We start from the raw sequence: 24,946 nt of genomic DNA, 5'->3' as shown, positions 1-24,946 counted from the left end.
TCTGATCACGGCGCCCCCCGCCCCGCGCGCTCCCGGCGCCCTCGCGGACCGGGACCGAATCCCCCGCGGAGGGCGGCCGAAACGCTCCCCGATCATCAACCGACCAGCGGCGGAGCGGACTTCACCACGCGCACACCGGCTCCCCGGCCCGTCCGTCAGGGGGCGGTGGCTACCGGTTGCGGGTGATCGACTTGTGCTCGACGTAGCCGGTCAGGCCGACCTTGCCGTACTCGCGGCCCATGCCGCTCGCCTTGTAGCCGCCGAACGGGCCGTCGAAGCTGATCGGCGAGCCGTTCAGGGTGACCGTGCCGGTGCGCAGCCTGCGGGCGACGGCCAGGGCGCGCTCCGGATCCGCCGTCCAGACTCCGCCGGACAGGCCGTACTCGGAGTCGTTGGCGATGCGGACCGCGTTGTCCTCGTCGTCGTAGGCGATGACGGCCAGGACCGGGCCGAAGATCTCCTCCTGGGCGATGCGCATGGAGTTGTCGACGTCGGCGAACACGGTCGGGGTGACGTAGTTGCCCTTCTCCAGGCCCTCGGGGACCCGCGGGCCGCCGGTGACCAGGCGGGCGCCCTCCTCGATGCCGAGGGTGATGTAGTCGATGACGCGCTGTTGCTGGTCGCGGCGGATCATCGGGCCGATGAACGTGTCCGGGTCGGACGGGTCGCCGACTTTCAGCGACTCCACCATCTCCTTCACCGCGGCGACGACCTCCTCGTAGCGGCTGCGCGGCGCCAGGATGCGGGTCTGCAGGATGCAGGCCTCGCCGTTGTTGGCCAACGCACCGAAGCGCAGGCCCCGCACCGCGGCCGTCAGGTCCGCGTCCTCCAGGACGATCGCGGCGGACTTGCCGCCCAGCTCCAGGCCGACCCGCTTGAGGTGCGCACCGGCGATCGAGGCGATCCGCCGGCCGGCCCGCGTCGAACCGGTGAAGGAGATCTTGTCCACGCCGGGGTGCGAGACGAGGTACTCGCTGGTCTCGCGGTCCGCCGGCAGGACGCTGAGCACGCCCTCGGGGAGCCCCGCCTCGTGCCACAGGTCCGCCAGCAGCATCATGCTGAGCGAGTTCTCCGGGGAGACCTTCAGCACGACGGTGTTGCCCGCCAGCAGGGCGGGTACCAGCTTGGCGGTGGCGGCGGAGAACGGCGAGTTCCACGGGATGACCGCGGCGACCACGCCGATCGCCTCACGTCGCACGATGGTGTCGAAGGCCACCGACGGATCGGACGGCGCGACGACCTCCTCCCAGCCGAACTCCTCGGCCGCCTTGAGATAGGCCTCCACCTGGCGGGTCAGGAACGGCTGGCCGGCCCTGGTGAACCAGCCGGCCGAGCCGTTCTCGGCGGAGATCGCGGCGGCCACCTCGTCGGCGCGCGCCGCGCGCAGGGCGTCGTAGCGCCGGACGATCTCCTGCCGCTCCTCCGGCGTGGTGCGCGGCCAGGGACCGTGGTCGAAGGCCTCCCGGGCGGCGGCGACGGCCGCGTCCACGTCGGCGGGCGCGGCCTGCGCCACGCTGCCCAGCAGCGACTGGTCGTGCGGGGAGAGGATGTCGAGCAGCAGGCCCGGGTCGCCGGGGGCTACCCAGGAACCGCCGATGTAGAGCTTGTCGCGGACGGTCACAGTCATGTCTCTCGGTTCCTTCGTACGGGACGTGGTTGGGGGGGAAGGTGGGCGGGAGTTCCGCCCGGGTCCTGGCCGTGCCGTCAGGCGGCGGGGTAGTCGGTGGAGCGGCTGACCCCGGCCCACTTGCGCGCCTCGGCGAGGCGGCCCTCCTCCGAGCCGATGGCGATCCCCAGGGCGTCGCTGCCGAGCAGCAGCCGGCGCGGGGGCTCTTCGGCGTCGACCGCGCCGATGATCGCGCGGGCCATGCGGTCCGGGTCGCCGGGCTCGTTGCCGGTGTACGCCGCGAACCTGGCCAGCCACGCGCCCACCGTCGGCTCGTAGTCGGGGGTGACAGGGCCGGACGGCTCCGCCGCGCCCGCGGCCCAGCCGGTGCGGATGCCGCCCGGCTCGACGATGGTGACCTTGATGCCGAACGGGGCCACCTCGCCCGCGAGGACCTCGGAGAAGCCCTCCACGGCGAACTTGGCCGTCTGGTAGGCGCCGAGGCCGGGTGTGCCGCCGACGCGTCCGCCGATGGAGGAGATCTGCACCACGTGCCCGGACCGCCGGCGGCGCATCACCGGCAGCACCGCCCGGGTCACGTTGACCACGCCGTAGAGGTTGGCCTCGACCTGCGCGCGGAACTCGTCCTCGGGGAAGTCCTCGATCGAACCGGTGGTGGCGTAACCGGCGTTGTTGACCACCACGTCGACCGAACCGAAGCGCTCCACCGCCGCCGTCACCACGTCCCGGGACTGCGACGCGGACGTGACGTCCAGCGCCACCGCCTCCAGCCGGTCGGGGTACCCGGCCCGCAGGGAGGCCAGTGCCTCCGGCGTGCGTGAGGTCGCCACCACCCGGTCGCCGGCCTCCAGGGCCGCCAGGACCATAGCCCTGCCCAGCCCCTGCGAACCACCGGTGATCAGCCAAGTCCGTGACATCGCATTTCCTTCGTCTCTTGTGCCGCTTCCTTCGCTGCCTCACGGACAGCAACTCCAACGTAGATGCTTTTCCCAAAAATGCAACATTAGTGTTGCGGTATGAGTCCGTGTTGCATCTCACGACGCGCCTTTGACGGGATAAGTGATGCGGGGAGATAGAATCGCCGGATCATGAGAGCCGACGCCGCGCGCAACCTGACCGCCGTCCTCCAGGCCGGGGCCCGCCTCCTGGCCGAGGACCCGGGCACCTCGATGGCGGCCATCGCCGCCGCCGCGGGAGTGGACCGCACCACCGTCCACCGCCGCTTCGCGAACCGTCAGGCCCTGCTCAGCGCCGTGTTCCAGGCCAAACTCGACTCCGCGGAACGTGTTCTGGACGAAGCCCGCCTGACCGAGGCCCCGGTCCAGGTCGCCCTTCACCGCTACCTCGAAGGGATCATCCCCGTCAGCCGCGAATGGCCCGTCGACACGCGGCGCATGATGGAGAAGGACCCCGGGGCCCGCGTCCGCCGCCTGGAGCAGAGCGCACGACTCGACGCCTTCATCGACCGCGCCATCGCCGAGGGCTTCCTGCGGGCGGATGCCGACGCGGCCTGGGCGCGGGCGGTCCTCGACGGACTCGTCGACGCCATCGCGCACCGGTTCCCCGCCGTGGACCCTCCACAGGCCGCCGACCTGGTCGTCGCGACGCTCCTGAACGGCCTCGGCGCGACCACCTGACGCGCCGTCGGCCGGGCGGGGTCAGCTCATCCGCAGGGCCAGGAAGAAGTCGACCTTGTCCTCCAGCCGGGACAGGTCACGGCCCGTCAGCTGCTCGATGCGCCCGATGCGGTAGCGCAGGGTGTTGACGTGCAGGTGCAGCCGGTTCGCGCAGCGCGTCCAGGAGCCGTCGCATTCGAGGAAGGCCCCCAGGGTGGGGATGAGTTCCGCGCGGTGCCGCAGGTCGTAGTCCCGCAGCGGGTCCAGCAGGCGGGCGGTGAAGGCGCGGCGGACGTCGTCGGGGACGAAGGGCAACAGCAGGACGTGGGAGGCGAGTTCCTCGTGGCCCGCGGCGCAGACGCGGCCGGGGCGGGCGGCGGCGACACGGCGGGCGTGGCGGGCCTCCTCCAGGGCTCCGCGCAGCCCGTCGGCGGAGTGGACGGCGGCGCTCACGCCTATGGTGAGGCGGCCGTCGCCGTCGAGGCCGCGGCTGAGGGGGGCGCGGAGCATGCCGAGCAGCCGCTGTGCGGACAGTTCGGGCGCGGGACCCTCGGTGTCGACGGAGGAGAGCGGTACGAGGGCCAGGGCCTCGTCGCCCGCGTGGGCCACGGCGATACGGTCGGCGGGGGCGGAGCCGACCGCGGCGGGGTCGACGAGGGCCTCCTCCAGCAGGGCCTGGGCCACCGGCCCGGACGACACACCGCCGCCCGTCCAGTCGACGCGGGCGACGACGACCTGCCAGTGCGGGGCGCTGCCGAGTCCGGGCGCGAGGACGGGCGCGGCGACGCGCAGCCGCGCGGCGATCTCGGCCGGGGGCGCGCCCGCCTGGACCAGGTCCATGACCTCCGCGGCGAGCCGGCGGCGCACCGTGCGCGAGGCGTCGCGGCGCTCACGTTCGACGGAGATGAGCTGGGTGACCCCCTGGAGCAGGTCGAGCCGCTCGGCGGGCCACTCGCCGGCGTCGGCGTCGACGGCCAGGAACCAGTCGGACAGCAGGGTGGCGCGGACGTCGGCCGCCGGGTCGCCGCTGCGGATCGGGAAGAGGGAGTAGGGGCGGCCGGCCACGTACGCGCGGTGCGGGGAGGGCCGTCCCGTCCGGGACGCGGCAAGGTGCTCCCCGGCCAGTTCGGCGCGGACCGGCGCCGCCAGGGGGTGCTCGGACCCGGCGATGCGGCGTCCGGTCGTCGACAGCACCCAGGCACGCAGGTCCAGGTCGCTGCCGAGCAGGTCGAGGACGGCGTCGGGGCCCCCGCCCGCCGGGCCCGAGGCCATCAGCCGGCGGTGCCGCTCGACGACGGCGGCCAGGTCCCCGGCGCGCTCGGTGGAGACCTGCCGTACGACGTGCTCGGTGATGGAGGCGAACGACACGTCCTCGTCCACCGCGAACAGCGGCAGCCGGTGCCGGGCGCAGGCCAGCACCAGGTCGTCCGGGACGGCGCCGAGTTCGGCCTCGCCGGCCGCGAGCCCGGCGACCCCGGCCGCGGTGAGGATGCGCACGAAGCGCTCGGAGTCCGCGGGCTCCCGGCGCCAGGCCAGACCGGTCAGGACGAGTTCGCCGCCGGTGAGATACCGGCTGGGGTCCTTCAGGTCGGTGGTCATCACCCCGCGGACGGTGCGGTCGAGCTCCTCCTCGCCGCCGAGCAGCCGCAGGCCGAGGGCTTCGGTGTCCAGGAGTGCGCGCAGCCGCATCGTCGTCGCCTTGTCTCGTACGCCTCCGGGGTCCGAGGCGGTACCAGGGTGGCGCCCGGTGGATTGCGTCGGTGTTGCCACCTCGATGCCGACAGGTTTCCGTTCCGCGTTTTTCAGAGGAATCTACAAGGCAAGCCTACCGACCAGCCAAGTGCTTCATGCGTTCGGTGACTGCACCCGGATGGGTGCCTGGAAGTGTACTGAGTCACATCGGGTGAACAGGAGATATGGACGAGCCGTTCCGATCCTCGACGAGAAGAGAGCACCGCATGGACTTCCTGCGCCCCGCGAGCTGGGAGGAGGCGCTCGCCGCGAAGGCGGCGCATCCCTCGGCCGTGCCCATCGCGGGTGGTACCGATGTGATGGTCGAGATCAACTTCGACCGGCGTCGCCCCGATGTCCTGCTCGACCTGAACCGCGTCGCCGAACTTTACGAGTGGGAGGTGGGGGACACGGGCAAGGGGACCGTGCGGCTGGGGGCCTCCGTCCCCTACACCCGCATCATGGAGCACCTGCGGCCGCAGCTGCCCGGCCTCGCCCTGGCCGCCCACACCGTCGGCTCCCCCCAGATCCGCAACCGCGGGAGCGTCGGCGGCAACCTCGGCGCCGCCTCCCCCGCCGGCGACGCGCACCCGGCGCTGCTGGCCGCGGGCGCCGAGGTCGAGGCCGTCTCGGTGCGGGGCACCCGGATGATCCCGGTCGAGGAGTTCTACACCGGTGTGAAGCGCAACGCGCTCGCCCCGGACGAGCTGATCCGCGCCGTGCACATCGAGAGCGCCGACGGGCCCCAGCAGTTCTCCAAGGTCGGCACCCGCAACGCGATGGTCATCGCGGTCTGTGCCTTCGGCCTGGCCCTGCATCCCGCCACGCGCACGGTGCGCACCGGCATCGGATCGGCGGCGCCCACCCCGATCCGCGCCACCACCGCGGAGGAGTTCTTGAACGCGGCCCTGGAGGAGGGCGGGTTCTGGGACAACGGCCGGATCATCACGCCCTCCGTGGCCCGGCAGTTCGCCGAGCTGGTCGCCGCCTGCGCGAGCCCCATCGACGACGTTCGCGGCAGCGCCGCGTACCGCCGCCACGCGCTGACCGTCATGGCCCGCCGCACCCTCGGCTGGACGTGGGACGAGTACCGCGGCGGTGCCCGCGGAGGGAAGGAGGGCCCCCGATGCGCGTGACCTTCACCGTCAACGGCCGCCGGCAGGAGGCGGACGACGTCTGGGAGGGCGAGAGCCTGCTCTACGTCCTGCGCGAGCGGATGGGCCTGCCCGGCTCGAAGAACGCCTGCGAGCAGGGCGAGTGCGGCTCGTGCACGGTCCGCCTGGACGGGGTTTCGGTGTGCGCGTGCCTGGTGGCCGCCGGGCAGGCGCAGGACCGGGACGTCGTCACCGTCGAGGGCCTGGCGCAGTACGCCAAGGAGCGCGAGGCCGGCACCCCCGGCGGCGGGACCGGCGGGACCGGCGGCACCGGCCTGGACGCCGCCCGGCAGTGGCAGGCCCACCCCGACGACCCGGCCACCGCGCTGTCGCCCGTCCAGCAGGCGTTCCTCGACGCCGGCGCCGTGCAGTGCGGCTTCTGCACCCCGGGCCTGCTGGTCGCCGCCGACGAACTGCTGGAGCACAACGCCCGGCCCACCGACGCCGACATCCGCGAGGCCCTGTCCGGCAACCTGTGCCGCTGCACCGGCTACGAGAAGATCCTCGACGCGGTCCGCCTCGCGGCGGCCCGCGACGGGGCGGAGGGCTGACCGCGATGGGCGCGACCCGTACCCCCAGGCCCACCACCCAGGGCAGCGCGACCAGGGGCGGCATCGGCGAGTCCACGCTGCGCCCCGACGGACTCCTCAAGACCACCGGCGAGTTCGCCTACGCCTCGGACCTGTGGCACGAGGACATGCTGTGGGGGCACACGCTGCGCAGCCCGCACGCGCACGCCGAGATCGTCGCCATCGACATCTCGGCGGCCCTCGCGCAGCCAGGGGTGTACGCGGTCCTCACCCACGAGGACCTGCCGACCGAGGTGAGGCACTACGGGCTGGAGATCCGGGACACGCCCGTCCTGGCCCACGGCCGCGTCCGCCACCACGGCGAGCCGGTCGCGCTGGTGGCCGCGGACCACCCGGAGACCGCGCGCCGGGCCGCCGCGAAGATCCGGGTCGAGTACCGCCGACTGCCCGTAGTGGTGGACGAGGCCACCGCGACCGCACCGGACGCGCCCCTCCTCCACGAGGGCCGCACCGACCACCACATCGGCCACGTCCCGCACCCCAACATCGTGCACCGCCAGCCGATCGTCCGCGGGAACGCCGAGGAGGCGGCCCGGCGCGCCGACGTCGTCGTCACCGGCGACTACGAGGTCGGGATGCAGGACCAGGCCTTCCTCGGCCCCGAGTCGGGACTCGCCGTCCCGGCCGAGGACGGCGGCGTGGACCTCTACATCGCCACCCAGTGGCTCCACGCGGACCTGCGGCAGATCGCCCCCGTCCTCGGACTGCCCGAGGACAAGGTCCGTATGACGCTCTCCGGGGTGGGCGGCGCCTTCGGCGGCCGCGAGGACCTGTCGATGCAGATCCACGCCTGTCTGCTGGCGCTGCGCACCGGCAAGCCGGTGAAGATGGTCTACAACCGCTTCGAGTCCTTCTTCGGCCACGTCCACCGTCACCCGGCGAGGCTCCACTACGAGCACGGCGCCACCCGCGACGGCAGGATCACCCACATGAAGTGCCGGATCGTGCTCGACGGCGGCGCCTACGCCTCCTCCTCCCCGGCGGTCGTCGGCAACGCCGCGTCGCTCGGCGCCGGCCCGTACGTCATCGATGACGTCGACATCGAGGCGATCGCGCTCTACACCAACAACCCGCCCTGCGGCGCCATGCGCGGCTTCGGCGCGGTCCAGGCGTGCTTCGCCTACGAGGCGCAGATGGACAGGCTGGCCGCCGCACTCGACATGGACCCGGTGGAGTTCCGGCAGCTCAACGCCATGTCGCAGGGCTCCGTCATGCCCACCGGCCAGGTCGTGGACTCCCCGGCGCCGGTCGCCGAACTGCTGCGCCGCGTCAAGGCGATGCCGATGCCCCCGGAGACGCAGTGGGAGGGCGCCGGCGGCGCGGTCGACGTGCGCGCCCTGCCGGGCGGGCTCTCCAACACCACGCACGGCGAGGGGGTCGTGCGCGGCGTCGGCTACGCGGTCGGCATCAAGAACGTCGGCTTCTCCGAGGGATTCGACGACTACTCCACCGCCCGGGTCCGCCTGGAGGTCATCGGCGGCGAGCCCGTGGCGACCGTGCACACCGCGATGGCCGAGGTCGGCCAGGGCGGTATCACCGTGCACGCGCAGATCGCCCGCACCGAGCTCGGCGTCAGCCAGGTCACCATCAACCCGGCCGACACGCAGGTCGGTTCGGCCGGTTCGACCTCCGCCTCCCGGCAGACCTACGTCACCGGTGGCGCGGTGCGGCACACCTGCGAGGCCGTGCGCGAACGCGCCCTGGAGCGGGGCCGCGCCGCGTTCGGCACGTACCATCCGGCCTGGGCGAACGCCGAACTGCTCCTGGAGGGCGGCAAGGTGGTCACCGACGGCGGCGAGGTGCTGGCCTCGCTGGCCGAGGTCCTCGGCGACGAGGCCATCGACATCGAGCTGGAGTGGCGGCACCGCCCGACCGAGCCTTTCGACCTGCGCACCGGCCAGGGCTCCGGCCACGTCCAGTACTCCTTCGCCGCGCACCGCGCGGTCGTCGACGTCGACACCGAACTCGGGCTGGTGAAGGTCGTCGAGCTGGCCTGCGCCCAGGACGTCGGCAAGGCGCTCAATCCGCTGTCGGTCGTCGGCCAGATCCAGGGCGGCACGACCCAGGGCCTGGGGCTGGCCGTCATGGAGGAGATCATCGTCTCCGACGGGGCCGAGGTCAGGAACCCGTCCTTCACCGACTACCTGATCCCCACGATCCTCGACACGCCGCCCATCCCGGTCGACATGCTCGAACTCGCCGACGACCACGCCCCGTACGGGCTGCGCGGCGTCGGCGAGGCGCCCACCCTGTCCTCCACCCCTGCCGTCGTCGCCGCCATCCGCGCGGCGACCGGACTGCCCCTCAAACGCGTACCGGTACGGCCCGAGCACCTCACCGGTACCTGACGCAGGGTCAAGGAGTCCCCGCATGCTGGACATCGCCGACGAGCTGCACCGCTGGGCCGGGCAGGGCAGGCCGTTCGCCGTCGCGACCGTCGTCGCGGTCGGCGGCAGCGCCCCCCGGCAGCCCGGCGCGGCGCTGGCCGTCGACGCCGAGGGCACGGCCGTGGGCAGCGTGTCCGGCGGGTGCGTCGAAGGTGCCGTCTACGAGTTGTGCCGGGAGGTACTGGAGTCCGGCGACCCTGTGCTCCAGCGCTTCGGTCACGACGACGACGACGCCTTCGCCGTCGGTCTGACCTGCGGCGGAGTCATCGACGTCTTCGTCCAGCGGATCGACCCCGGCGCCGATCCGCACCTCGCCGCGGCGCCGGCCGCCGCGGTCGCCGGTGACGCCGTGGCGGTGGCCAGGGTCGTCCGGGGCCCGGCCGCGCTCCTGGGCCGGGGCCTGCTGGTGCGTCCCGGCGGGGCGTACGAGGGCACCTTCGGCGACCCCCGCCTGGACCGCGCGGCGGCCGCCGAGGCCCGCGCGCTGCTGGACGCCGGACGCACCGCGACCGTGCACATCGGCGCGGACGGCAGCCGCTGCGGCGAACCGGTGACCCTGCTGGTCGAGGCGGCCGTCCCGCCGCCGCGCATGCTGGTGTTCGGCGCCGTGGACTTCGCCGCCGCCCTCGTACGGGCCGGCAGATTCCTGGGATACACGGTGACCGTCTGCGACGCCCGCCCGGTCTTCGCGACCGCGCGCCGCTTCCCCGACGCCGACGAGGTGGTGCTCGACTGGCCGCACCGCTACCTCGACCGGACCCCGGTCGACGGCCGCACCGTGGTCTGCGTGCTCACCCATGACGCCAGGTTCGACGTGCCGCTGCTGGAGCGCGCCCTGCGCCTGCCGGTCGGGTACGTCGGCGCCATGGGCTCCCGGCGCACCCACGAGCAGCGCTTGGAGCGGCTGCGCGCGACGGGCCTGACGGAACGGGAACTCGCCCGGCTGCACAGCCCCATCGGGCTCGACCTCGGCGCCCGGACCCCGGAGGAGACCGCGCTGTCCATCGCCGCCGAGATCGTCGCCCACCGGCGCGGCGGCTCCGGTGCGCCCCTCACCGGCGGGCACACCCCCATCCACCGTGACGAGACCGTGCCGGCCGTCCCCGTCACTCCGGCGGCGTGACCGGTGCGAGTGCCTGCTCCGCCCAGATGACCTTGCCCTGGGCGGTGTAGCGGGTGCCCCAGCGCTCGGCGAACTGGGCGACGAGGAAGAGACCCCGGCCGCCCTCGTCCGTGCTGGCCGCGTAGCGCAGGTGCGGGGCGGTGCTGCCGCCGTCGGAGACCTCGCAGATGAGGGCCCGGTCCAGGATCAGCCGGACGTGGATGGGCTCGGCCCCGTAGCGGATGGCGTTGGTGATCAGCTCGCTCAGCAGCAGCTCGGTGGTGAAGGACAGCTCCTCCAGGCCCCAGCCCGCCAAGTGCCGCGTCACCGCCGCCCTGACGCCGGACACCGCCGCGGGGTCGCCCGGCACGTCCCACTCCGCGACCCGGCTGCCGTCCAGCACGCGGGTGCGGGCCACGAGCAGCGCGATGTCGTCGTCGGGCTCGGACGGCAGCATCGCGTGGAGCACGTCCCGGCAGACCGTCTCGGGGTCCCGGCCCGGGTGGTCGGCCAGCACCCCGCGCAGCTGTTGCAGGCCCTCGTCGACGTCGCGCTCACGTCCCTCGACGAGGCCGTCGGTGTACAGGACCAGGGTGCTGTCCTCGGGCAGCACCAGTTCCACCGCTGTGAAGGGCATACCGCCCAGGCCCAGCGGGGGTGCCTGGGGCAGTTCGAGGAAGTCCACCGTGCCGTCGGGGCGCACCAGCGCGGGCAGCAGATGCCCCGCGCGGGCCAGCGTGCACGCCCCGGAGACCGGGTCGTAGACCGCGTAGAGGCAGGTGGCGCCGGACACCGGGGCGCCGGAGGCGGTGCCGGTGCCGCTGGCCGCGGGGCCGTCGCCGGTGCCGGCCTCCGGCAGCGCGTCCGGCTGGTCCATCCGGCCGACCAGCTCGTCCAGGTGGCTCAGCAGCTCGTCCGGCGGCAGGTCCAGGGAGGAGAAGTTGTGCACCGCGGTGCGCAGCCGCCCCATCGTGGCCGCCGCGTGCAGGCCGTGCCCCACCACGTCCCCCACCACCAGGGCGACCCGCGCCCCCGGCAGCGGAAGCACGTCGAACCAGTCGCCGCCCACCCCCGCCTGCGCGGGCAGATAGCGGTAGGCGGCGTCGATCGCGTTCAGCCGGGGGAGTTTCTGCGGCAGCAGGCTGCGCTGCAGGGTCTCCGCCATGGTGTGCTCGCGGGTGAACCGGCGGGCGTTGTCGATGCACACCGCCGCGCGCGCCGCCAGTTCCTCGGCAGGCGACAGGTCCTCCTCGTCGAAGGGCCGGGTCTCGTGCGAACGCCAGAAGTTGACCACGCCGAGCAGCACGCCGCGTGCGCTCAGCGGCGCGCAGATCAGGGAGTGGATGCCGAAGGAGATGACCCTGGCGTTGCGCTCCGGGTTCTGGCTCTGCCATTCCGGGGAGTCCGGGAGGCACGGTTCCAGGACCGCCCGGCCGCTCGCCAGCCCGGCGGCCTGCGGACTCGACGGCTCGATCACCACCGGGTGCCCCTCCGGGCCCAGCGGCGGCGCCGGGCGCACCCCGTTCACCGCGACCCGGCGCATCGTCGCGGACGGGCCGGGCCGCAGCGGCTCCTCGCCGTGCAGGACGGGTTCTGCCAGGTCCACTGTGACGTAGTCGGCGAAGCGCGGGACGGCGACCTCGGCCAGCTCCTCGGCGGTGCGGGTGATGTCCAGCGTGGTGCCGATCGCCACACTCGCGTCGTACAGCAGCCGCAGCCGGGTCCTGGCCGTCTCGGCGCGGCCGGACAGGGCGCGCAGCTCGGTGGCGTCCCGCAGGGTGGCCACGGAGCCGGGCGGGCCGCCGTCGCGGTCGGTGGGGCGGTTGTTCAGCACCAGGAGGCGGTCGCCGGCCGGCAGCACCTCGTCGGTCACCGTCCGGCCCGAGGACAGCAGCTCGCGCGCCCGCTCGTCCAGGCCGAGGTCGCCGACGGGCCGGCCCTCGGCGTCCGCGGGCAGACGGAGCAGCCGCCGCGCCTCGTCGTTGGCGAGCTGGAGCCGTCCGTCCCCGTCGAAGATGAGGACGCCCTCGCGGACCGCGTGCAGCACCGCGTCGTGGTGCTCGTACATGCGGGTCATCTCCAGCGGCCCGAGGCCGCCGGTCTGGCGCAGCAGCCGTCTGCTGATCAGCCAGGTGCCGCCCATGGCGAGCGCCATCGCCACCGCCGCGCTGCCCAGCAGGATGGGCAGCATCTGGTTGACCACACCGCCGACCTTGGCGATCGTGATGCCCGCGGACACGACGCCGACGACCTTGCCCTGCGTGTCGAAGACCGGCACGTTCGCCTGGACGAGCGGCCCGAGGGTGCCGGTGATGGTCTCCGTCACCACCTCGCCGTGCAGCGCGGGGCCGATGTCGCCGACGAACTTCTCCCCGATGCGCTCCGGCACGGGGTGGGTGTAGCGGGTCCCCTCGGTGTCGGTCACGACGATGAAGTCCACGCCGGAGCGTTTGCGCGCCTCTTCCGCCCGCGGCTGGAGGATCGCGGAGGGATCCGGCGACGTCAGTGCCTGCGCGACCCCCGGCGCGCTGGCGAAAGCGGTGGCCACGGCCACCGAGCGGTTGCCCACCTCCTGGCGGCTGTCGTGCTGCGCCTGGACGAGCAGTTCGACCACCGCTGCGGCGACCAGCAGGAGCACGACCACGACCTGCAGGAGGAACACCTGGCCGGCGACGCTTCGTCCGGCCAGCAGAAAGCGCAGGCCCCGGGCCGGCGGTTTTCGCGAGGCCTGCTGGTCGATGGGGCCCGCCATAGGGCTATGTCTACACGCACGGAACCAATGAGGCGACTGGTACGCCGGAGTACGTTCCGCGGCCGTCCGGCCGCCTCCGCGGGGCCGGCGGGGTACCGCCGGACGGTACCCGCGGTACCGTCCGGCGGCGGGTGCGCAGTGCTCAGCCGCGCAGGGGCGCCAGGGCGCTGCTCCAGGCGACGAGCTCGTCGAGGAGGGTCGACAGGGTGGCGGCCTGGTGCTCGCCCGGGGCGAACTCGGAGAAGTTGACGAAGTCCGTGAAGAGCGACAGCGCGACCTGGGTGCGCACGTCGGCCATCTTCAGCTCGCCGGCGATCAGCCGCAGGTGCTCGGCGGCGCGGGCGCCGCCCACGGCGCCGTAGGACACGATGCCGACGGCCTTGTTGTTCCACTCGGAGAAGAGGTAGTCGATCGCGTTCTTCAGCACGCCCGACGTGGAGTGGTTGTACTCCGGGGTGACGAAGACGAAGCCGTCGAAGCTCGCGATCTTGGCGGCCCACTCCTTGGTGTGGGCGTTCTGGTACTGGCCCATGGACGGGGGCAGGGGCTCGTCGAGGTGGGGGAGCGGGTAGTCCGCGAGGTCCACCAGCTCGAAGGTCGCGCCACTGCCGTGGGTGCGGGCCTGCTCGAGGACCCACTGGGCCACCTTCTCGCCGTTGCGGCCGGGGCGGGTGCTGCCGAGGATGATGCCGATCCTGGTCATGTCGGGGAATTCCGCTCTGTGCAGACAAAAGTGACATTGAAGCTTCAAGTGAAGCCTGCGCCGACTGTAACCCAGTCGAACTTGAAGCTTCAAGCCCGTCCGATAGCCTGGTCGGCATGACAGAGAACCCGGACGCGTCGCGAGACCAGGAGGCAGCGGAGCCTCGCTGGCTGCGCGGCGACGACCTGGCGGCCTGGATGTCGATGGCCCGGGTGCTGACCCTGCTCCTGCCGGCGCTGGAGCGGCGGCTGGAGCGCGACGCCGGGCTGAACTGGATGGAGTACCACGTCCTGGCGAAGCTTTCCGAGCAGGAGTGCCACACGATGCGGATGAGCGGGCTGGCCGACCTCGCCAGCGCGTCCCTGTCGCGCCTGTCCCATGTGGTCAAGCGCCTGGAGGGGCGGGGCTACGTCCGTCGCGAGACCGACCCGTGCGACGGCCGGTACACCAACGCGACGCTCACGTGCGAGGGCTACGAGAAGCTGGTGGCGTCCGCGCCCGCGCACGTCGAGGCGGTCCGCAGCCTGATCTTCGACGCCTTGGAACCCGGTGAGGCCGCGTCGCTCAAGTCCGCCTTCGACCGCATCTTCGCCGCCGTCGAGGCGGCCGACCGCGTGTGCTGACACCGCCGGACGTGGAGAGGGGCGCCGTGGGTGGCTCGTGGCCTGCCCGCGGCGCCCCCGGCGCTTCCTGACGGATGGTCAGGAGTTCACTTGGGCGGTCACCAGGGACGAGAAGGTCGTCAGCCGGGTGTAGACGCCCGGGTAGCCCGCCCGGGCGCAGCCCTCGCCCCAGGAGGTGATGCCGGCGAGGACGCCGCCGATGAGCAGCGGGCCGCCGCTGTCGCCCTGGCACGTGTCGACGCCGCCGGAGGAGTAGCCGGCGCACACCATGTCGGAGGCGACGTAGTCGGAGCCGTACGCGCCGCGGCAGCCGGAGTCGGAGACCGTCGGCACGGTCGCGGTGCGCAGTTGGTTGGAACTCGCCCCGTTCTCCCGGGTGGTGCCCCAGCCCAGGACGCGGGCGGTGGTGCCGGTCGCGTACACGCCGGTGTCGGACGGGGAGACGTAGGCGGCGGCGGTGTACGGCATCGACGCCGACAGCGTCAGGACCGCCACGTCGTCGCCGTCGGCGGCGTCGGTGTAGCCGGGATGGACCCAGATCCTGCTGACTCTGGCGACGGTGCCGTTCGTGCCGTTGAGGTTGGTGCGGCCGCCGACCACGCGCACACTGCCCGTGGTCTCGCCGGCCATGCAGTGGGCGGCGGTGACGACCTTGCGGGGTGCGACCAGCGTGCCGCCGCAGAACTGGTTCTGCGAGGCGTCGGTGATCTGCATCATGAACGGGTAGGCCGTGGTCGTCGTGGTGGAACCCCCGACGACATCGGCGTGGACGTCCGCCTGTGCGGCGGGAGCGGCGAACAACAGGCCTGCCGCGGTCGCCGCGGTCGCCGTGACCGCGGCGGCGGCCTTCCTTGCACGGGTGAGCCAGGACATGAAGCTCCTCAGGTTGCCGGTGGGGGGACGCGCGGCTGCCGGTGGGGCGGCAGGGGAACCCGCGCGAACGGCACGGCCTGAGCCGACGTCGTCGACGACCGTGGAACGAAGAGACAAGACGCACAGGGCGCCTCGCGGTACTGAACAGCGGTGCTGTGTACGGCACTTACGCTAGGGGCGGCCCGGTCGCCCCTCAACGAGGGATGGCCCTCGCCCGGTTGCGTAGGGAAATCCCTCGGTCACGCACAGGCACCGGATCCGGCCGCCGCGCGGCCGGAACCCGCCGCCCGGACCGCTCGTGGGAGCGTGCCCGGGCCGGCCGCGGGGCCGCGCGGCTCAGCCCGCGCGGCGGCCGGCGGCGAGGCGGACGATGTCGACCCGCGAGCGGATGCCGAGCTTGCGGTAGACGCGGGTGAGGGTCGCCTCGACGGTCTTGACGCTGATGAACAGGGTCGCCGCGATCTCCCGGTTGGTGGCGCCCTCCAGCACCAGGGCGGCGACCTGGCGCTCCATCGTGGCCAGTCCGTCCAGTTCGGGCGGAGCGGCAGCGGGCGACTCCGACGCGGGACCGACCTGGTCGAGCCACGGCAGGGCCTTGGCGCGGCGGAAGAGACGGGCGGCCTCCTCCAGCGCGGCGTTGGCGGCGGAACGGTCGCGGCGGTCGGCCTCGACCTGGGCGAGGGCGAGCACCGCCCGCGCCTCCTCCAGGCCGTAGCCCAGCCCGGCGAGCCGCTGCCGGGCGGCGGTGAGGACGGCCACCGCGCTCTCGGCGTCGCCGCGGGCGGCCAGCAGCATGCCCTCGGCGCGCTCCAGTACGGCGAGGATGCTGTGCCGCCTCAGCCGCACGGCGTGCGCGCGGGTCTCGTCGATGACCTCGCGTGCCTCGCCGAGCGCGCCTGTGAGGACGAGGGCCTCGGCGAGATCGCCCTGCCAGCGGCCGCGCGCGGGTTCGGTCACGCCCATCTCGCGTTCCAGTTCGCGCACCCGGCGCAGCGCCTCCACCGCGCCCTGCGGATCCGCGCCGACCAGCCGCGCGTGCCCGAGCGCGTACAACGCCCGCGTCAGATACGGCATGTCGCTGTCGGCCTCGGCCCGCCGCACCGCGTCCCCGGCCAGCGACAAGGCGCGCTCCACCGTGCCGCCGCCCGCCTCGGCCAGAGCGGCGATCTGCAGCGCGAAGCCCTCGCCGATGCCGATGTCCTCGGCCAGCCGCAGGCTCTCCCGGGCCAGTTCGAGGGCCGTTCCGCAGCGGCCGGAGCGCAGTTCGATCTCGGCGAGGCTGCGGACGGAGTAGACCTCGCTCTCCACCGCGCCGCGCTGTCGCGCCTCGCCGACCAGCCAGGTCAACGCGGTCCGCGCCTCGTCGAGTTGATCGCTCATCAGCAGGTAGCGGGAGCGGATGTAGACCGGGCCGTTGTGGTTCATGGCGACATCGGGGTCCTGCGGTTCCGCGGAGGCCAGCGCCAGGGTGGCGGCGGCGTCCGGATGGCCCGTCGTCGTCTCGTTGAGCGCCTTGAAGGACAGCGCGAGCAGTTCGGTCCGCCGGTCGCCCGCCTGCGCGGCGAGCGCCGCCGACCGGGCGGCCTCGGCGCGGGCCTGGCTCATCTGGCCGTCCACCAGGGCCCGCCAGGCGGTCTGGTAGCGCACCAGGCCCTGCAGCCGCGGGTCGTCGCCCGCGTCCGCCAGGGCCTGCGGGTAGACGTCGTCGACCTCGGACAGGGCCTGGCCGACGGAGGCGATCACCACGATCCACGCCCGCACGCGGTCGGCCGGTACGGTCGCGGTCGCCAGCACCTCGTGGGCGGTGGCCCGGGCGAGTTCCGGCTCCGCGGCGGTGAGCGCGTCCTCGGCGGCCTGCAACCGCCGCTCGTCGGCGGTCGGGACAGTGCCGGCCGGGGTGTGCCGGGCCGCCAGCAGGCCCAGTTGCGCGGCCATCGACGGGGCCCCTCGCAGCCGGGCCTCGTCCGCGGCCTCGGCCAGGCTCGCCGCGACCTGCCGGTCCTTGCCGGTCGTCGCCAGCGCCAGGTGCCGGGCACGTTCGATCGGGTCGCCGGCCACCGCGGCCAGCGCGGCGTGGGCGCTGCGCCGGTCCTCGGGCGTGGCCTCCGCGTACAGCGCCGCGGATATCAGCGGGTGGGCGAAGCGGATGAGCCCGCTGTGGTCGTGGTCCATCTCGACCAGGCCGAGCGACGCCGCGACCCCGGTCTCGCTCTCGGCGTTGGCCCGCCCGGCGCTGCGCAGCGTCGCGAGGGTGGGTCGCGCCCCGGCGCTGGCGATCAGGAGGGTCCGCCGGGTCTCGGCGGACAGCATCTCCAGCCGGTTGAGCACGAGGGCACGCAGCGAGGTCGGCACCGGCAGCGGCTCGCCGGGCCGGGGCGGTGTCCGGCTCTCCGCCAGGGCGCGGCCCAGTTCCAGCGCGAACAGCGGATTGCCCCCGCTGGTGACGTGGATGTCCCGGACGACCGCGCGCGGCAGCCCGGTGTGCCCGCGCCCCTCGAGGAGTTCGGACACCTGGGGGCGGGACAGCGGCGTCACCCGCAGCGTCAGCGTGTCCTGCGGCAACGCCCACAGATAGCGCTCCTGCTGGTCCTGCGGATCGGCGTCGGTGCGCACGGCGCCGAGCACCCGCACCGGCAGTCCCGCCACGCGGCGGGCCGCGAAGGCCAGCAGTTCGGCGCTCGCCGGGTCCATCCACTGCAGGTCGTCCACGACGATCAGCACCGGCCCCCGGGCGGCGAGCGCGCGCAGCACGGACAGCACCGCCAGTCGCAGGGCCAGTCCGTCCCGTTGCAGCGAGGACTCGCCGCGCCCGGTCAGCGCCGACTCCAGCGCGGCGCGCTGCGGGGCCGGCAGGCCCTCGGACACCTCGTCGGCGACGAGCCCCAGCAGGTCGACCAGGGCGAGGAAGGGGAGATGGGATTCCGATTCCGTCGCGGAACAGCGCAGCACCGCGGTCGCCCCGTCGGCGCATTCGGCCGCCAGGGTCCGCAGCACGGTGGACTTCCCGATTCCGGCCGGGCCGTACAACAGGAGGCTGCCCCCCTCGGTCACATGCCCGCGTGCGCGTGCGAGCACATCACCTCGCCCAATCACCTGGTCGGGACGGGGTCTGGCCGGCACGTCGAAGACCTGCTCCACGGTCGCCGCTCCCCTCAGTGTCGTGTCCGGGACAATGTTAATCAAAGGGCCATTGAAACCCGACAGGTATGTGGCTGGCAGAGTTTAGTGATTGTCCGCTATGCGGAATATCCCTGTGGCGCAGAATTTATATCCGGCGATGAGGGGCCAAGTCCGGAAAAAGCCGGGAGTCGATCCGGTCTGACGTCCTTTCAGTCGCGCCCCGGCGTCCGCGCGCTGAGCCATATGGGCGGGCTTGACGCACGGCGACGTGTCGCGCCGCCCTCACGGCCCTCCGTGGCCGATCGTCGCAGAGGGAATGGTGACGGAGCGTCAGCCCCGCCCATGCCGTGGCCGCCGCCACGCCTCCAGCGGCGGCCACGGACCTGCCACCGCCTACGGCAGCAGCCCCGCCCGGCGGGCCGTGACCACGGCCTCCAGTCGGCTGTGCGCGCCCAGCTTGCGCATGGCGGAGCGCAGATAGCTCTTGACGGTCTCCGGGCGCACGCCCAGCCGCTCGGCCGCCGCGATGTTGGTGGCACCGCCGGCGACGCAGGCGAGGACATCGATCTCACGGGCGGACAGCGGCACGGGCCGGGCGCCGGGCCCGGGCGGGGCCGCGGAGGCGAGGGACGCGGCGGCCAGCCGGCCGCAGGCGGCGAGCAGTTCCTGGCGGAGCAGGGGGTCGGTGACGCGATGGGCGAGGGCGCGCAGTTCGACATGGGCCTCGCGGACCTCCTCCCACGCGGCCGGATCACCGGCCGTCGGCTGGCGGCACGTGGACAGCAGGCGGTCGGCCTCGTCGCGGACCACCAGCCGGTGCTCCAGTTCACGGGCCGCCTCCACGGCCGCGCTCACCGGCCGGTCGCCGAGCGCGGTCGGGTGGCGCAGCGCGCCGTACAGGACACCGCGCACCCGGCGGCGTACGACCACCGGCACCGCGAGCACCGAGCGCAGCCCCTCGGCGGCCACCGCGCCGTCGTACTCGTGGCTGATCACCCGCGAGGCGCCGTAGTCGGTCACCGCCAGCGGCCGCCCGAGCGCGATGGTCTTGCCGCCGAGGCCGTTGCCCAGGGTGACGGCGAGCCCCTGCAGAGAAGCGGTGGCGGTGCCGGACAGCTCGGATATGCGCAGTTCACGCGGGTCGGGGAGCAGCCCGCCGAATGCCACCGGCAGCCCGCTGGCGCGCCGCATCCGCAGCAGTGCCGCCCGCAGCTCCGCCGCCTCACCCGGTCCCGTCCCGCTTCCCCGCATCTCCTCGCGCTCCTTCACCCCCGATCGGGGGTAGTGAGAGCTCTGTCGCTCACCACAGGATGCTACTGAGGGGGCAGGCGACAAGGAGGACACATGGCGGCAACCAGCCGGACAGACGAGTTCCGGTCGGCCCGGGACTTCCTGCTGCGCCACCGGGAGGACTACAAGGCGGCGTACGAAGGCTTCCGCTGGCCGCGGCCCGAGCACTTCAACTGGGCGCTCGACTGGTTCGACGTGATCGCTGAGGGCAACGACCGCGCGGCACTGCACATCGTCGAGGAGGACGGCGGACAGACCGTGGTCTCCTTCGCCGAGATGTCCGCGCGCTCGAACCGGGTGGCCCACTGGCTCCGTGACCAAGGCGTGCGCGCGGGCGACCGGATCGTGGTGATGCTCGGCAACCAGGCCGAACTGTGGGAGACCGCGCTGGCCGCCATGAAACTGCGCGCCGTCGTCATCCCGGCCACCCCGCTGCTCGGCCCCGCCGACCTGACCGACCGCGTCGAGCGCGGGCAGGCCCGCCACGTGATCGTCCGCGCCGCGGACACCGCCAAGTTCGACGCCGTGCCGGGGGACTACACCCGGATCGCGGTCGGCGGCGCGCCCGACGGCTGGCTCGCGTACGAGGACACCTCCGCCGCCCCCGCGGGCTTCGCCCCCGACGGCGACACCCGCGCCGACGAGCCGCTGATGCTCTACTTCACCTCGGGCACCACCGCCAGGCCCAAGCTCGTCGAGCACACCCACCTGTCCTACCCCGTGGGCCACCTGGCCACCATGTACTGGATCGGCCTGCGCCCCGGCGACGTCCACCTCAACATCTCCTCGCCGGGCTGGGCCAAGCACGCCTGGTCCAACCTGTTCGCACCGTGGAGCGCCGAGGCGACCGTCTTCATCCACAACTACTCGCGCTTCGACGCGGGCCGCCTCATGGCCGAGATGGACCGGGCCGGCGTCACCAGCTTCTGCGCCCCGCCGACCGTCTGGCGCATGCTGATCCAGGCCGACCTGAGCGCGCTGCGCACCCCGCCGCGCGAGGTCGTCGCCGCCGGCGAGCCGCTGAACCCCGAGGTCATCGAACACGTGCGGCGCGCCTGGGGGCTCACCATCCGGGACGGATTCGGCCAGACCGAGACCGCCGTCCAGGTCGCCAACCCGCCCGGCCAGCCCCTCAAGCCGGGCTCGATGGGCCGCCCGAGTCCGGGATACGTGGTGGAACTGGTGGACCCCGTCACGGGCAAGCCCGGCGACGAGGGCGAGATCTGCCTGGACCTGTCCGCCCGCCCGGTCGGCCTGATGACCGGCTACGCCGGGGACCCGGAGCGCACCGCCGAGGCGATGGCGGGCGGCTACTACCGCACCGGCGACATCGGCTCTCGCGACGCCGACGGGTACATCACCTACGTGGGCCGCTCGGACGACGTCTTCAAGGCCTCCGACTACAAGATCAGCCCGTTCGAGCTGGAGAGCGCCCTGCTGGAGCACGACGCCGTCGCCGAGGCGGCCGTCGTCCCGTCGCCCGATCCGCTGCGGCTGGCCGTGCCGAAGGCGTACGTCGTGCTCGCCGAGGGGTGGGAGCCGGACGCGGAGACCGCGGCCGCGCTCTTCGCGCACTCGCGGGAGGTGCTCGCCCCGTACAAGCGGGTGCGCGTCCTGGAGTTCGCCGACCTGCCCAAGACCGTCTCCGGCAAGATCCGCCGCATCGAGCTGCGGCAGCACACCGCCGAGGGCACCACCGGCACCGAGTACCGCGAGGAGGACCACAGGTGACCGCGCCCGTGGACGCCATGGAGCCCCTGGAGCCCCTGGAGTTCTCCTACGCCAGCGGCACCGGCACCACCCCGCTGCTCGGCGACACCATCGGCCGCAACCTCGCCCGCGCCGTGGCCGCATGGCCGGACCGGGACGCTCTGGTCGACGTACCCAGCGGCCGCCGCTGGACCTACGCGGAGTTCGCCGCCGCGGTGGACGACGTGGCGCGCGGCCTGCTCGCCAGGGGCGTCGGCAAGGGCGACCGGGTCGGGATCTGGGCGGTCAACTGCCCGGAGTGGGTGCTGGTCCAGTACGCCACCGCCCGCATCGGCGCGATCATGGTCAACATCAACCCGGCTTACCGCGTGCACGAACTGGCCTACGTGCTCAAGCAGGCCGGCATCGGGCTCCTGGTCTCCTCGACCGAATACCGGGCCAGTGACTACCGGGCCATGGTCGACCAGGTCCGCCCGCAGTGCCCGTCGCTGAGCGAGGTCGTGTACATCGGCGACCCCACCTGGGACGCGCTCGTGGCGGTCGGCGCCCACGTGCCGTACGAGCGACTGGCGGAGCGCGCCGCCGAGCTGTCCTGCGACGACCCGGTCAACATCCAGTACACCTCAGGCACGACCGGCTTCCCCAAGGGCGCGACGCTCTCGCACCACAACATCCTCAACAACGGCTACTTCGTGGGGGAGTTGGTCGCGTACACCGAGCAGGACAGGGTCTGCCTGCCGGTCCCGTTTTATCACTGTTTCGGCATGGTGATGGGCAATCTGGGCATCACCTCGCACGGCGCCTGCATCGTCATTCCGGCGCCCGCCTTCGACCCGGCGGCCACGCTGCGGGCGGTCGAGCAGGAGCGCTGCACCTCGCTCTACGGGGTGCCGACGATGTTCATCGCCGAGCTCAATCTGCCCGGCTTCGCCACGTACGACCTGTCCTCGCTGCGCACCGGCATCATGGCCGGCTCGCCCTGCCCGGTCGAGGTCATGAAGCGGGTCGTCGCCGAGATGCACATGGCCGAGGTCTCCATCTGCTACGGGATGACCGAGACCTCGCCGGTCTCCTGCCAGACCCGCCGCGACGACGACCTGGAACGCCGCACCGGCACGGTCGGCCGGGTGCTGCCGCACATCGAGGTCAAGGTCGTCGACCCGGCCGGTGTGACCGTCCCGCGCGGCGTGGCGGGCGAACTGTGCACCCGCGGCTACTCGGTGATGCTCGGCTACTGGGACGAGCCCGAGAAGACCGCCGAGGCCATCGACGCGGGCCGCTGGATGCACACCGGCGACCTCGCGGTGATGCGCGAGGACGGCTGTCTGCAGATCGTCGGCCGCATCAAGGACATGATCATCCGCGGTGGGGAGAACGTCTATCCGCGCGAGATCGAGGAGTTCCTCTACGGGCACCCCAAGATCGCCGACGTGCAGGTGGTCGGCGTCCCCGACGAGCGCTACGGCGAGGAGATCCTCGCCTGCGTCGTGCTCAAGGACCCGGCCGAGCGGCTCACCGTCCAGGATCTCGCCGACTACTGCCGCGGCCGGCTGGCGCACTACAAGGTGCCCCGCCATCTGCGGCTCATGGATTCCTTCCCGATGACCGTCAGCGGCAAGGTGCGGAAGATCGAGCTGCGGGAGTCCTTCAGCCCGCGGTGACCTCGGCGGTGTGCTCCGAGGCGGCCTGCGCGATCCGGCGTGCCACCTCGCGCGGCGGCACGCCGGTGGTGTCCACCACCGTGCCCGCGGCGTGCAGCCACGGCAGGGCCGCCTCGTACGCCGCGAGGTGGTCCAGCCGCCACTGCCGGGCGCCGGTCTCGACCGTGTCCCCCTCGATGCGCCGCGCCAGGCCGGCGCTGTCGGTGTGCAGCACGAAGTGCCTTACGGGCAGGCCCCGTCGGGTCAGGCCGTCGTGGATCTCCGCCCAGTACGCCTCCACGATCACGGTCTGCGGCACGATCAGCGGACCGCCGAGGAAGCGCCGCACCTGCGCGATCGACTCCACGGCCAGCGTGCGCCACGGCGGCCATTCCTGGAAGTCGCGCACGGGCGCGGGCTCCGCCAGCACATGACGGAGCATGAAGCCGACGTGCTCGGTGTCGAAGACATGGGCCCCGGGCAGCAGGCGGGCCAGTTCCGCGGAGGTCGTGGTCTTGCCCGCGCCGAAGGTCCCGTTCAGCCAGATGATCCCGTCCATCGGGCCATCATGGCACCGCCGTCACGCCGGCCGGCAGCGGTCCGCGGTGGCGATGAACGTCCAGTACTCGCGCACCCCCGACTCCGGGAAGGGCCATGCGGAGCGGCTGAGGGAAAGGGTCCAGCCGTGCCGCGCGTAGGTGGTCGAGCCGGGCAACTGCCTTGGTGCGGGGGCGAGTCGGCGCCAGCCGTGCCGGCGCAGGGCCGCGGCGACGCGGGAGGCGGTACCGCGCGGCTCCACGGGACCGGTGTCGTGCGTCACCACGCACTCCCGCCGCAGCGGCCGGCCGTCCCTGCCGGCGCCGGCGACCAGCACGGCCGTGCCCGTGTTCGTCCCGGAGACGGCCGCGGCCTCGTGCACGACGGCGGCGATGTCCGCCCTGACGGCCGCTCCGCTCATGGGCTTCTCCGCGACCGCCGCGTCGCCGGCCGCACTCCACGCCGCGGCCGCCACCATCACGGCCACCGCCGCCCGTCCCGTCCTGCGCACCTGTGACCCCCCGGCGTGCTTCAGACCCCGCTGTTCTGGGCCACGCCGCCGTTCCGGGCCAGGCACAGGACGTACCGGGTGGACCTGTGCTCCTCGGAGAAGGCGGCCACACTGCTGGGGTAGGCGCCGCAGAGGCTGGTGTCGGCGGTGCCCTCGAAGCGGCCGACGATCTCGTACTGGGCCTGGACGGAACCGCAGTCGACGATGGAGACATCGGGGAAGAGCGCGTCGCCGCTGACGCTGGCGCAGTCGCCGACGGCGGCGAACTCCGGGTCGTCGTGGAAGTAGAGCCACAACGCCCCGACGATCGCGACCGGGATGAGCAGGCCGAAGGCGACCGGACGCCGGAAGAGGGGCCTGCCGGGGTCGGCGGGCATGCGGGGGGCGCCGGCGACGGGTTCGCCGAGCCGGACGATCTTCCGCCACTGCACCAGGTTGAGGAGCATGATGATGGGGTTGATCAGCATCGACGGCGCGCCCCACCAGCCCTGCCACAGGCTGTCGCCGGTCATCTTGCGGTGGGCGGCGAGGCCGCAGGACCGGCAGAACCGGCCCTTGACCCGCAGCCGCCGCATGATGAAGACCATGCCCTGGTGCCCGCGGATGGTGGCGGCCGTCGCGGGCACCGAGCCGCAGAAGGTGCAGGAGGGGCCGTAGCCCGGTACGTCCACGCTCAGCGACCGTTGCGGCAGGTACGGCCACTGGAACGGGTAGAGCGACGGGGGCCGCTGCGTATCGGCGTTCGGCTGCGGCTGGGTCTGGGCTGCGGGCTGCGGCGCGGGCGGCGTCGGCGTGGTCACGGAGGTCCCCCCCGGGATCTGTGGTGCTGAGGTGCGGTGCTGATGTGCGTACGGAGCCCCCGCACCCTACTGGTCCGTACAGGCGTTCCACCACGGATTTCGGCACCGCCGGCCGCCCCTTCTTCTTGACCGGTGTGCTCGGCACGCCCTATGTTCGAGGCAGTTCCACATAACAAAAAC

Annotated in this window: 19 protein-coding genes; 8 read left to right on the top strand and 11 right to left on the bottom strand. The window is 73.2% G+C overall.

Annotated elements, in window-relative coordinates:
- Positions 1–169 precede the first annotated feature (169 nt).
- Both ACFWVC_RS10380 and ACFWVC_RS10375 read right to left on the bottom strand, forming a co-directional pair.
- A complete protein-coding gene (locus tag ACFWVC_RS10380; protein WP_384281608.1) occupies positions 170–1,627 on the bottom strand; it encodes an aldehyde dehydrogenase in 1,458 nt (485 codons plus the stop codon).
- A 77-nt stretch (positions 1,628–1,704) separates the two neighbouring features.
- The gene (locus ACFWVC_RS10375) at positions 1,705–2,544 is read right to left on the bottom strand and encodes an oxidoreductase (protein ID WP_384281605.1); all 840 of its coding nucleotides are present in this window, start codon (positions 2,542–2,544) and stop codon (positions 1,705–1,707) included.
- Positions 2,545–2,715: 171 nt separating this feature from the next.
- On the opposite strand from ACFWVC_RS10375, the gene ACFWVC_RS10370 reads away from it, so the two are divergent.
- Positions 2,716–3,264 (top strand): TetR/AcrR family transcriptional regulator, encoded by a 549-nt coding sequence (locus tag ACFWVC_RS10370; RefSeq protein ID WP_384281602.1) that lies wholly within the window; start codon positions 2,716–2,718, stop codon positions 3,262–3,264.
- Between the two features lie 21 nt (positions 3,265–3,285).
- Here ACFWVC_RS10370 and ACFWVC_RS10365 read toward each other — a convergent pair whose 3' ends face one another.
- Positions 3,286–4,932 carry a PucR family transcriptional regulator gene (locus ACFWVC_RS10365; RefSeq protein WP_384281599.1) on the bottom strand — a complete coding sequence of 549 codons (1,647 nt, stop codon included), beginning with the start codon at positions 4,930–4,932 and terminating at the stop codon, positions 3,286–3,288.
- 269 nt (positions 4,933–5,201) lie between these two features.
- Here ACFWVC_RS10365 and ACFWVC_RS10360 point away from each other — a divergent pair, with 269 nt between their 5' ends.
- The 4 genes from ACFWVC_RS10360 to ACFWVC_RS10345 are packed head-to-tail and all read left to right on the top strand — an operon-like array spanning position 5,202 to position 10,228.
- Positions 5,202–6,110 carry an FAD binding domain-containing protein gene (locus ACFWVC_RS10360; RefSeq protein ID WP_384281596.1) on the top strand — a complete coding sequence of 303 codons (909 nt, stop codon included), beginning with the start codon at positions 5,202–5,204 and terminating at the stop codon, positions 6,108–6,110.
- The gene (locus ACFWVC_RS10355) at positions 6,101–6,679 is read left to right on the top strand and encodes a (2Fe-2S)-binding protein (protein ID WP_384281591.1); all 579 of its coding nucleotides are present in this window, start codon (positions 6,101–6,103) and stop codon (positions 6,677–6,679) included. The genes ACFWVC_RS10360 and ACFWVC_RS10355 overlap by 10 nt, the downstream gene beginning before the upstream one ends.
- 5 nt (positions 6,680–6,684) lie before the next feature.
- Positions 6,685–9,066: a xanthine dehydrogenase subunit D gene (gene pucD, locus ACFWVC_RS10350; protein ID WP_384281588.1), complete on the top strand. Its 2,382-nt coding sequence runs from the start codon at positions 6,685–6,687 to the stop codon at positions 9,064–9,066.
- Positions 9,067–9,088: 22 nt separating this feature from the next.
- A complete protein-coding gene (locus tag ACFWVC_RS10345; protein WP_384281583.1) occupies positions 9,089–10,228 on the top strand; it encodes an XdhC family protein in 1,140 nt (379 codons plus the stop codon).
- Here the strand turns inward: ACFWVC_RS10345 and ACFWVC_RS10340 are convergent.
- Both ACFWVC_RS10340 and ACFWVC_RS10335 read right to left on the bottom strand, forming a co-directional pair.
- Positions 10,212–12,959 carry a SpoIIE family protein phosphatase gene (locus ACFWVC_RS10340; RefSeq protein WP_384281579.1) on the bottom strand — a complete coding sequence of 916 codons (2,748 nt, stop codon included), beginning with the start codon at positions 12,957–12,959 and terminating at the stop codon, positions 10,212–10,214. The genes ACFWVC_RS10345 and ACFWVC_RS10340 overlap by 17 nt on opposite strands.
- Before the next feature lie 142 nt (positions 12,960–13,101).
- Complete coding sequence (locus tag ACFWVC_RS10335) at positions 13,102–13,662, bottom strand: NADPH-dependent FMN reductase (protein WP_384281574.1); 561 nt, start codon at positions 13,660–13,662, stop codon at positions 13,102–13,104.
- Positions 13,663–13,778: 116 nt separating this feature from the next.
- Between ACFWVC_RS10335 and ACFWVC_RS10330 the strand changes: the two genes are divergently transcribed.
- The gene (locus ACFWVC_RS10330) at positions 13,779–14,285 is read left to right on the top strand and encodes a MarR family winged helix-turn-helix transcriptional regulator (protein ID WP_384281569.1); all 507 of its coding nucleotides are present in this window, start codon (positions 13,779–13,781) and stop codon (positions 14,283–14,285) included.
- Positions 14,286–14,363: 78 nt separating this feature from the next.
- Here ACFWVC_RS10330 and ACFWVC_RS10325 read toward each other — a convergent pair whose 3' ends face one another.
- The 3 genes from ACFWVC_RS10325 to ACFWVC_RS10315 all read right to left on the bottom strand — a co-directional run bounded on the left by ACFWVC_RS10325 (position 14,364) and on the right by ACFWVC_RS10315 (position 19,529).
- Positions 14,364–15,158, bottom strand: a complete 795-nt coding sequence (locus ACFWVC_RS10325; RefSeq protein ID WP_384281565.1) for a S1 family peptidase — start codon at positions 15,156–15,158, stop codon at positions 14,364–14,366.
- Positions 15,159–15,494: 336 nt separating this feature from the next.
- On the bottom strand, positions 15,495–18,296 hold the full coding sequence (locus ACFWVC_RS10320) for an ATP-binding protein (RefSeq protein ID WP_384281561.1): 2,802 nt from the start codon (positions 18,294–18,296) through the stop codon (positions 15,495–15,497).
- 375 nt (positions 18,297–18,671) lie between these two features.
- Entirely contained in the window at positions 18,672–19,529 is an 858-nt protein-coding gene (locus tag ACFWVC_RS10315; RefSeq protein ID WP_384281556.1) for a response regulator transcription factor, read from the bottom strand.
- Positions 19,530–19,622: 93 nt separating this feature from the next.
- Here ACFWVC_RS10315 and ACFWVC_RS10310 point away from each other — a divergent pair, with 93 nt between their 5' ends.
- Both ACFWVC_RS10310 and ACFWVC_RS10305 read left to right on the top strand, forming a co-directional pair.
- Entirely contained in the window at positions 19,623–21,299 is a 1,677-nt protein-coding gene (locus ACFWVC_RS10310; RefSeq protein WP_384281551.1) for an AMP-binding protein, read from the top strand.
- 17 nt (positions 21,300–21,316) lie between these two features.
- Entirely contained in the window at positions 21,317–22,939 is a 1,623-nt protein-coding gene (locus tag ACFWVC_RS10305; protein WP_384281956.1) for an AMP-binding protein, read from the top strand.
- On the opposite strand, the gene ACFWVC_RS10300 is transcribed toward ACFWVC_RS10305, so the two are convergent.
- From ACFWVC_RS10300 to ACFWVC_RS10290, 3 genes are read right to left on the bottom strand one after another with little or no spacing between them, the layout of a single operon-like run.
- Complete coding sequence (locus tag ACFWVC_RS10300; RefSeq protein WP_384281548.1) at positions 22,926–23,477, bottom strand: AAA family ATPase; 552 nt, start codon at positions 23,475–23,477, stop codon at positions 22,926–22,928. The two genes, ACFWVC_RS10305 and ACFWVC_RS10300, sit on opposite strands and share 14 nt — an antisense overlap.
- 21 nt (positions 23,478–23,498) lie before the next feature.
- Positions 23,499–23,966, bottom strand: coding sequence for a hypothetical protein (locus tag ACFWVC_RS10295; protein ID WP_384281543.1), 468 nt, complete (start codon positions 23,964–23,966; stop codon positions 23,499–23,501).
- Between the two features lie 20 nt (positions 23,967–23,986).
- Complete coding sequence (locus ACFWVC_RS10290; RefSeq protein ID WP_384281537.1) at positions 23,987–24,766, bottom strand: hypothetical protein; 780 nt, start codon at positions 24,764–24,766, stop codon at positions 23,987–23,989.
- Positions 24,767–24,946: the final 180 nt, after the last annotated feature.

Source organism: Streptomyces sp. NPDC058691 (genome assembly GCF_042714775.1).
In the GTDB taxonomy this organism is placed as follows: domain Bacteria; phylum Actinomycetota; class Actinomycetes; order Streptomycetales; family Streptomycetaceae; genus Actinacidiphila.
The sequence above is the reverse complement of the archived record's forward strand: the minus strand, read 5'-3'. Positions and strand labels throughout refer to the sequence as shown.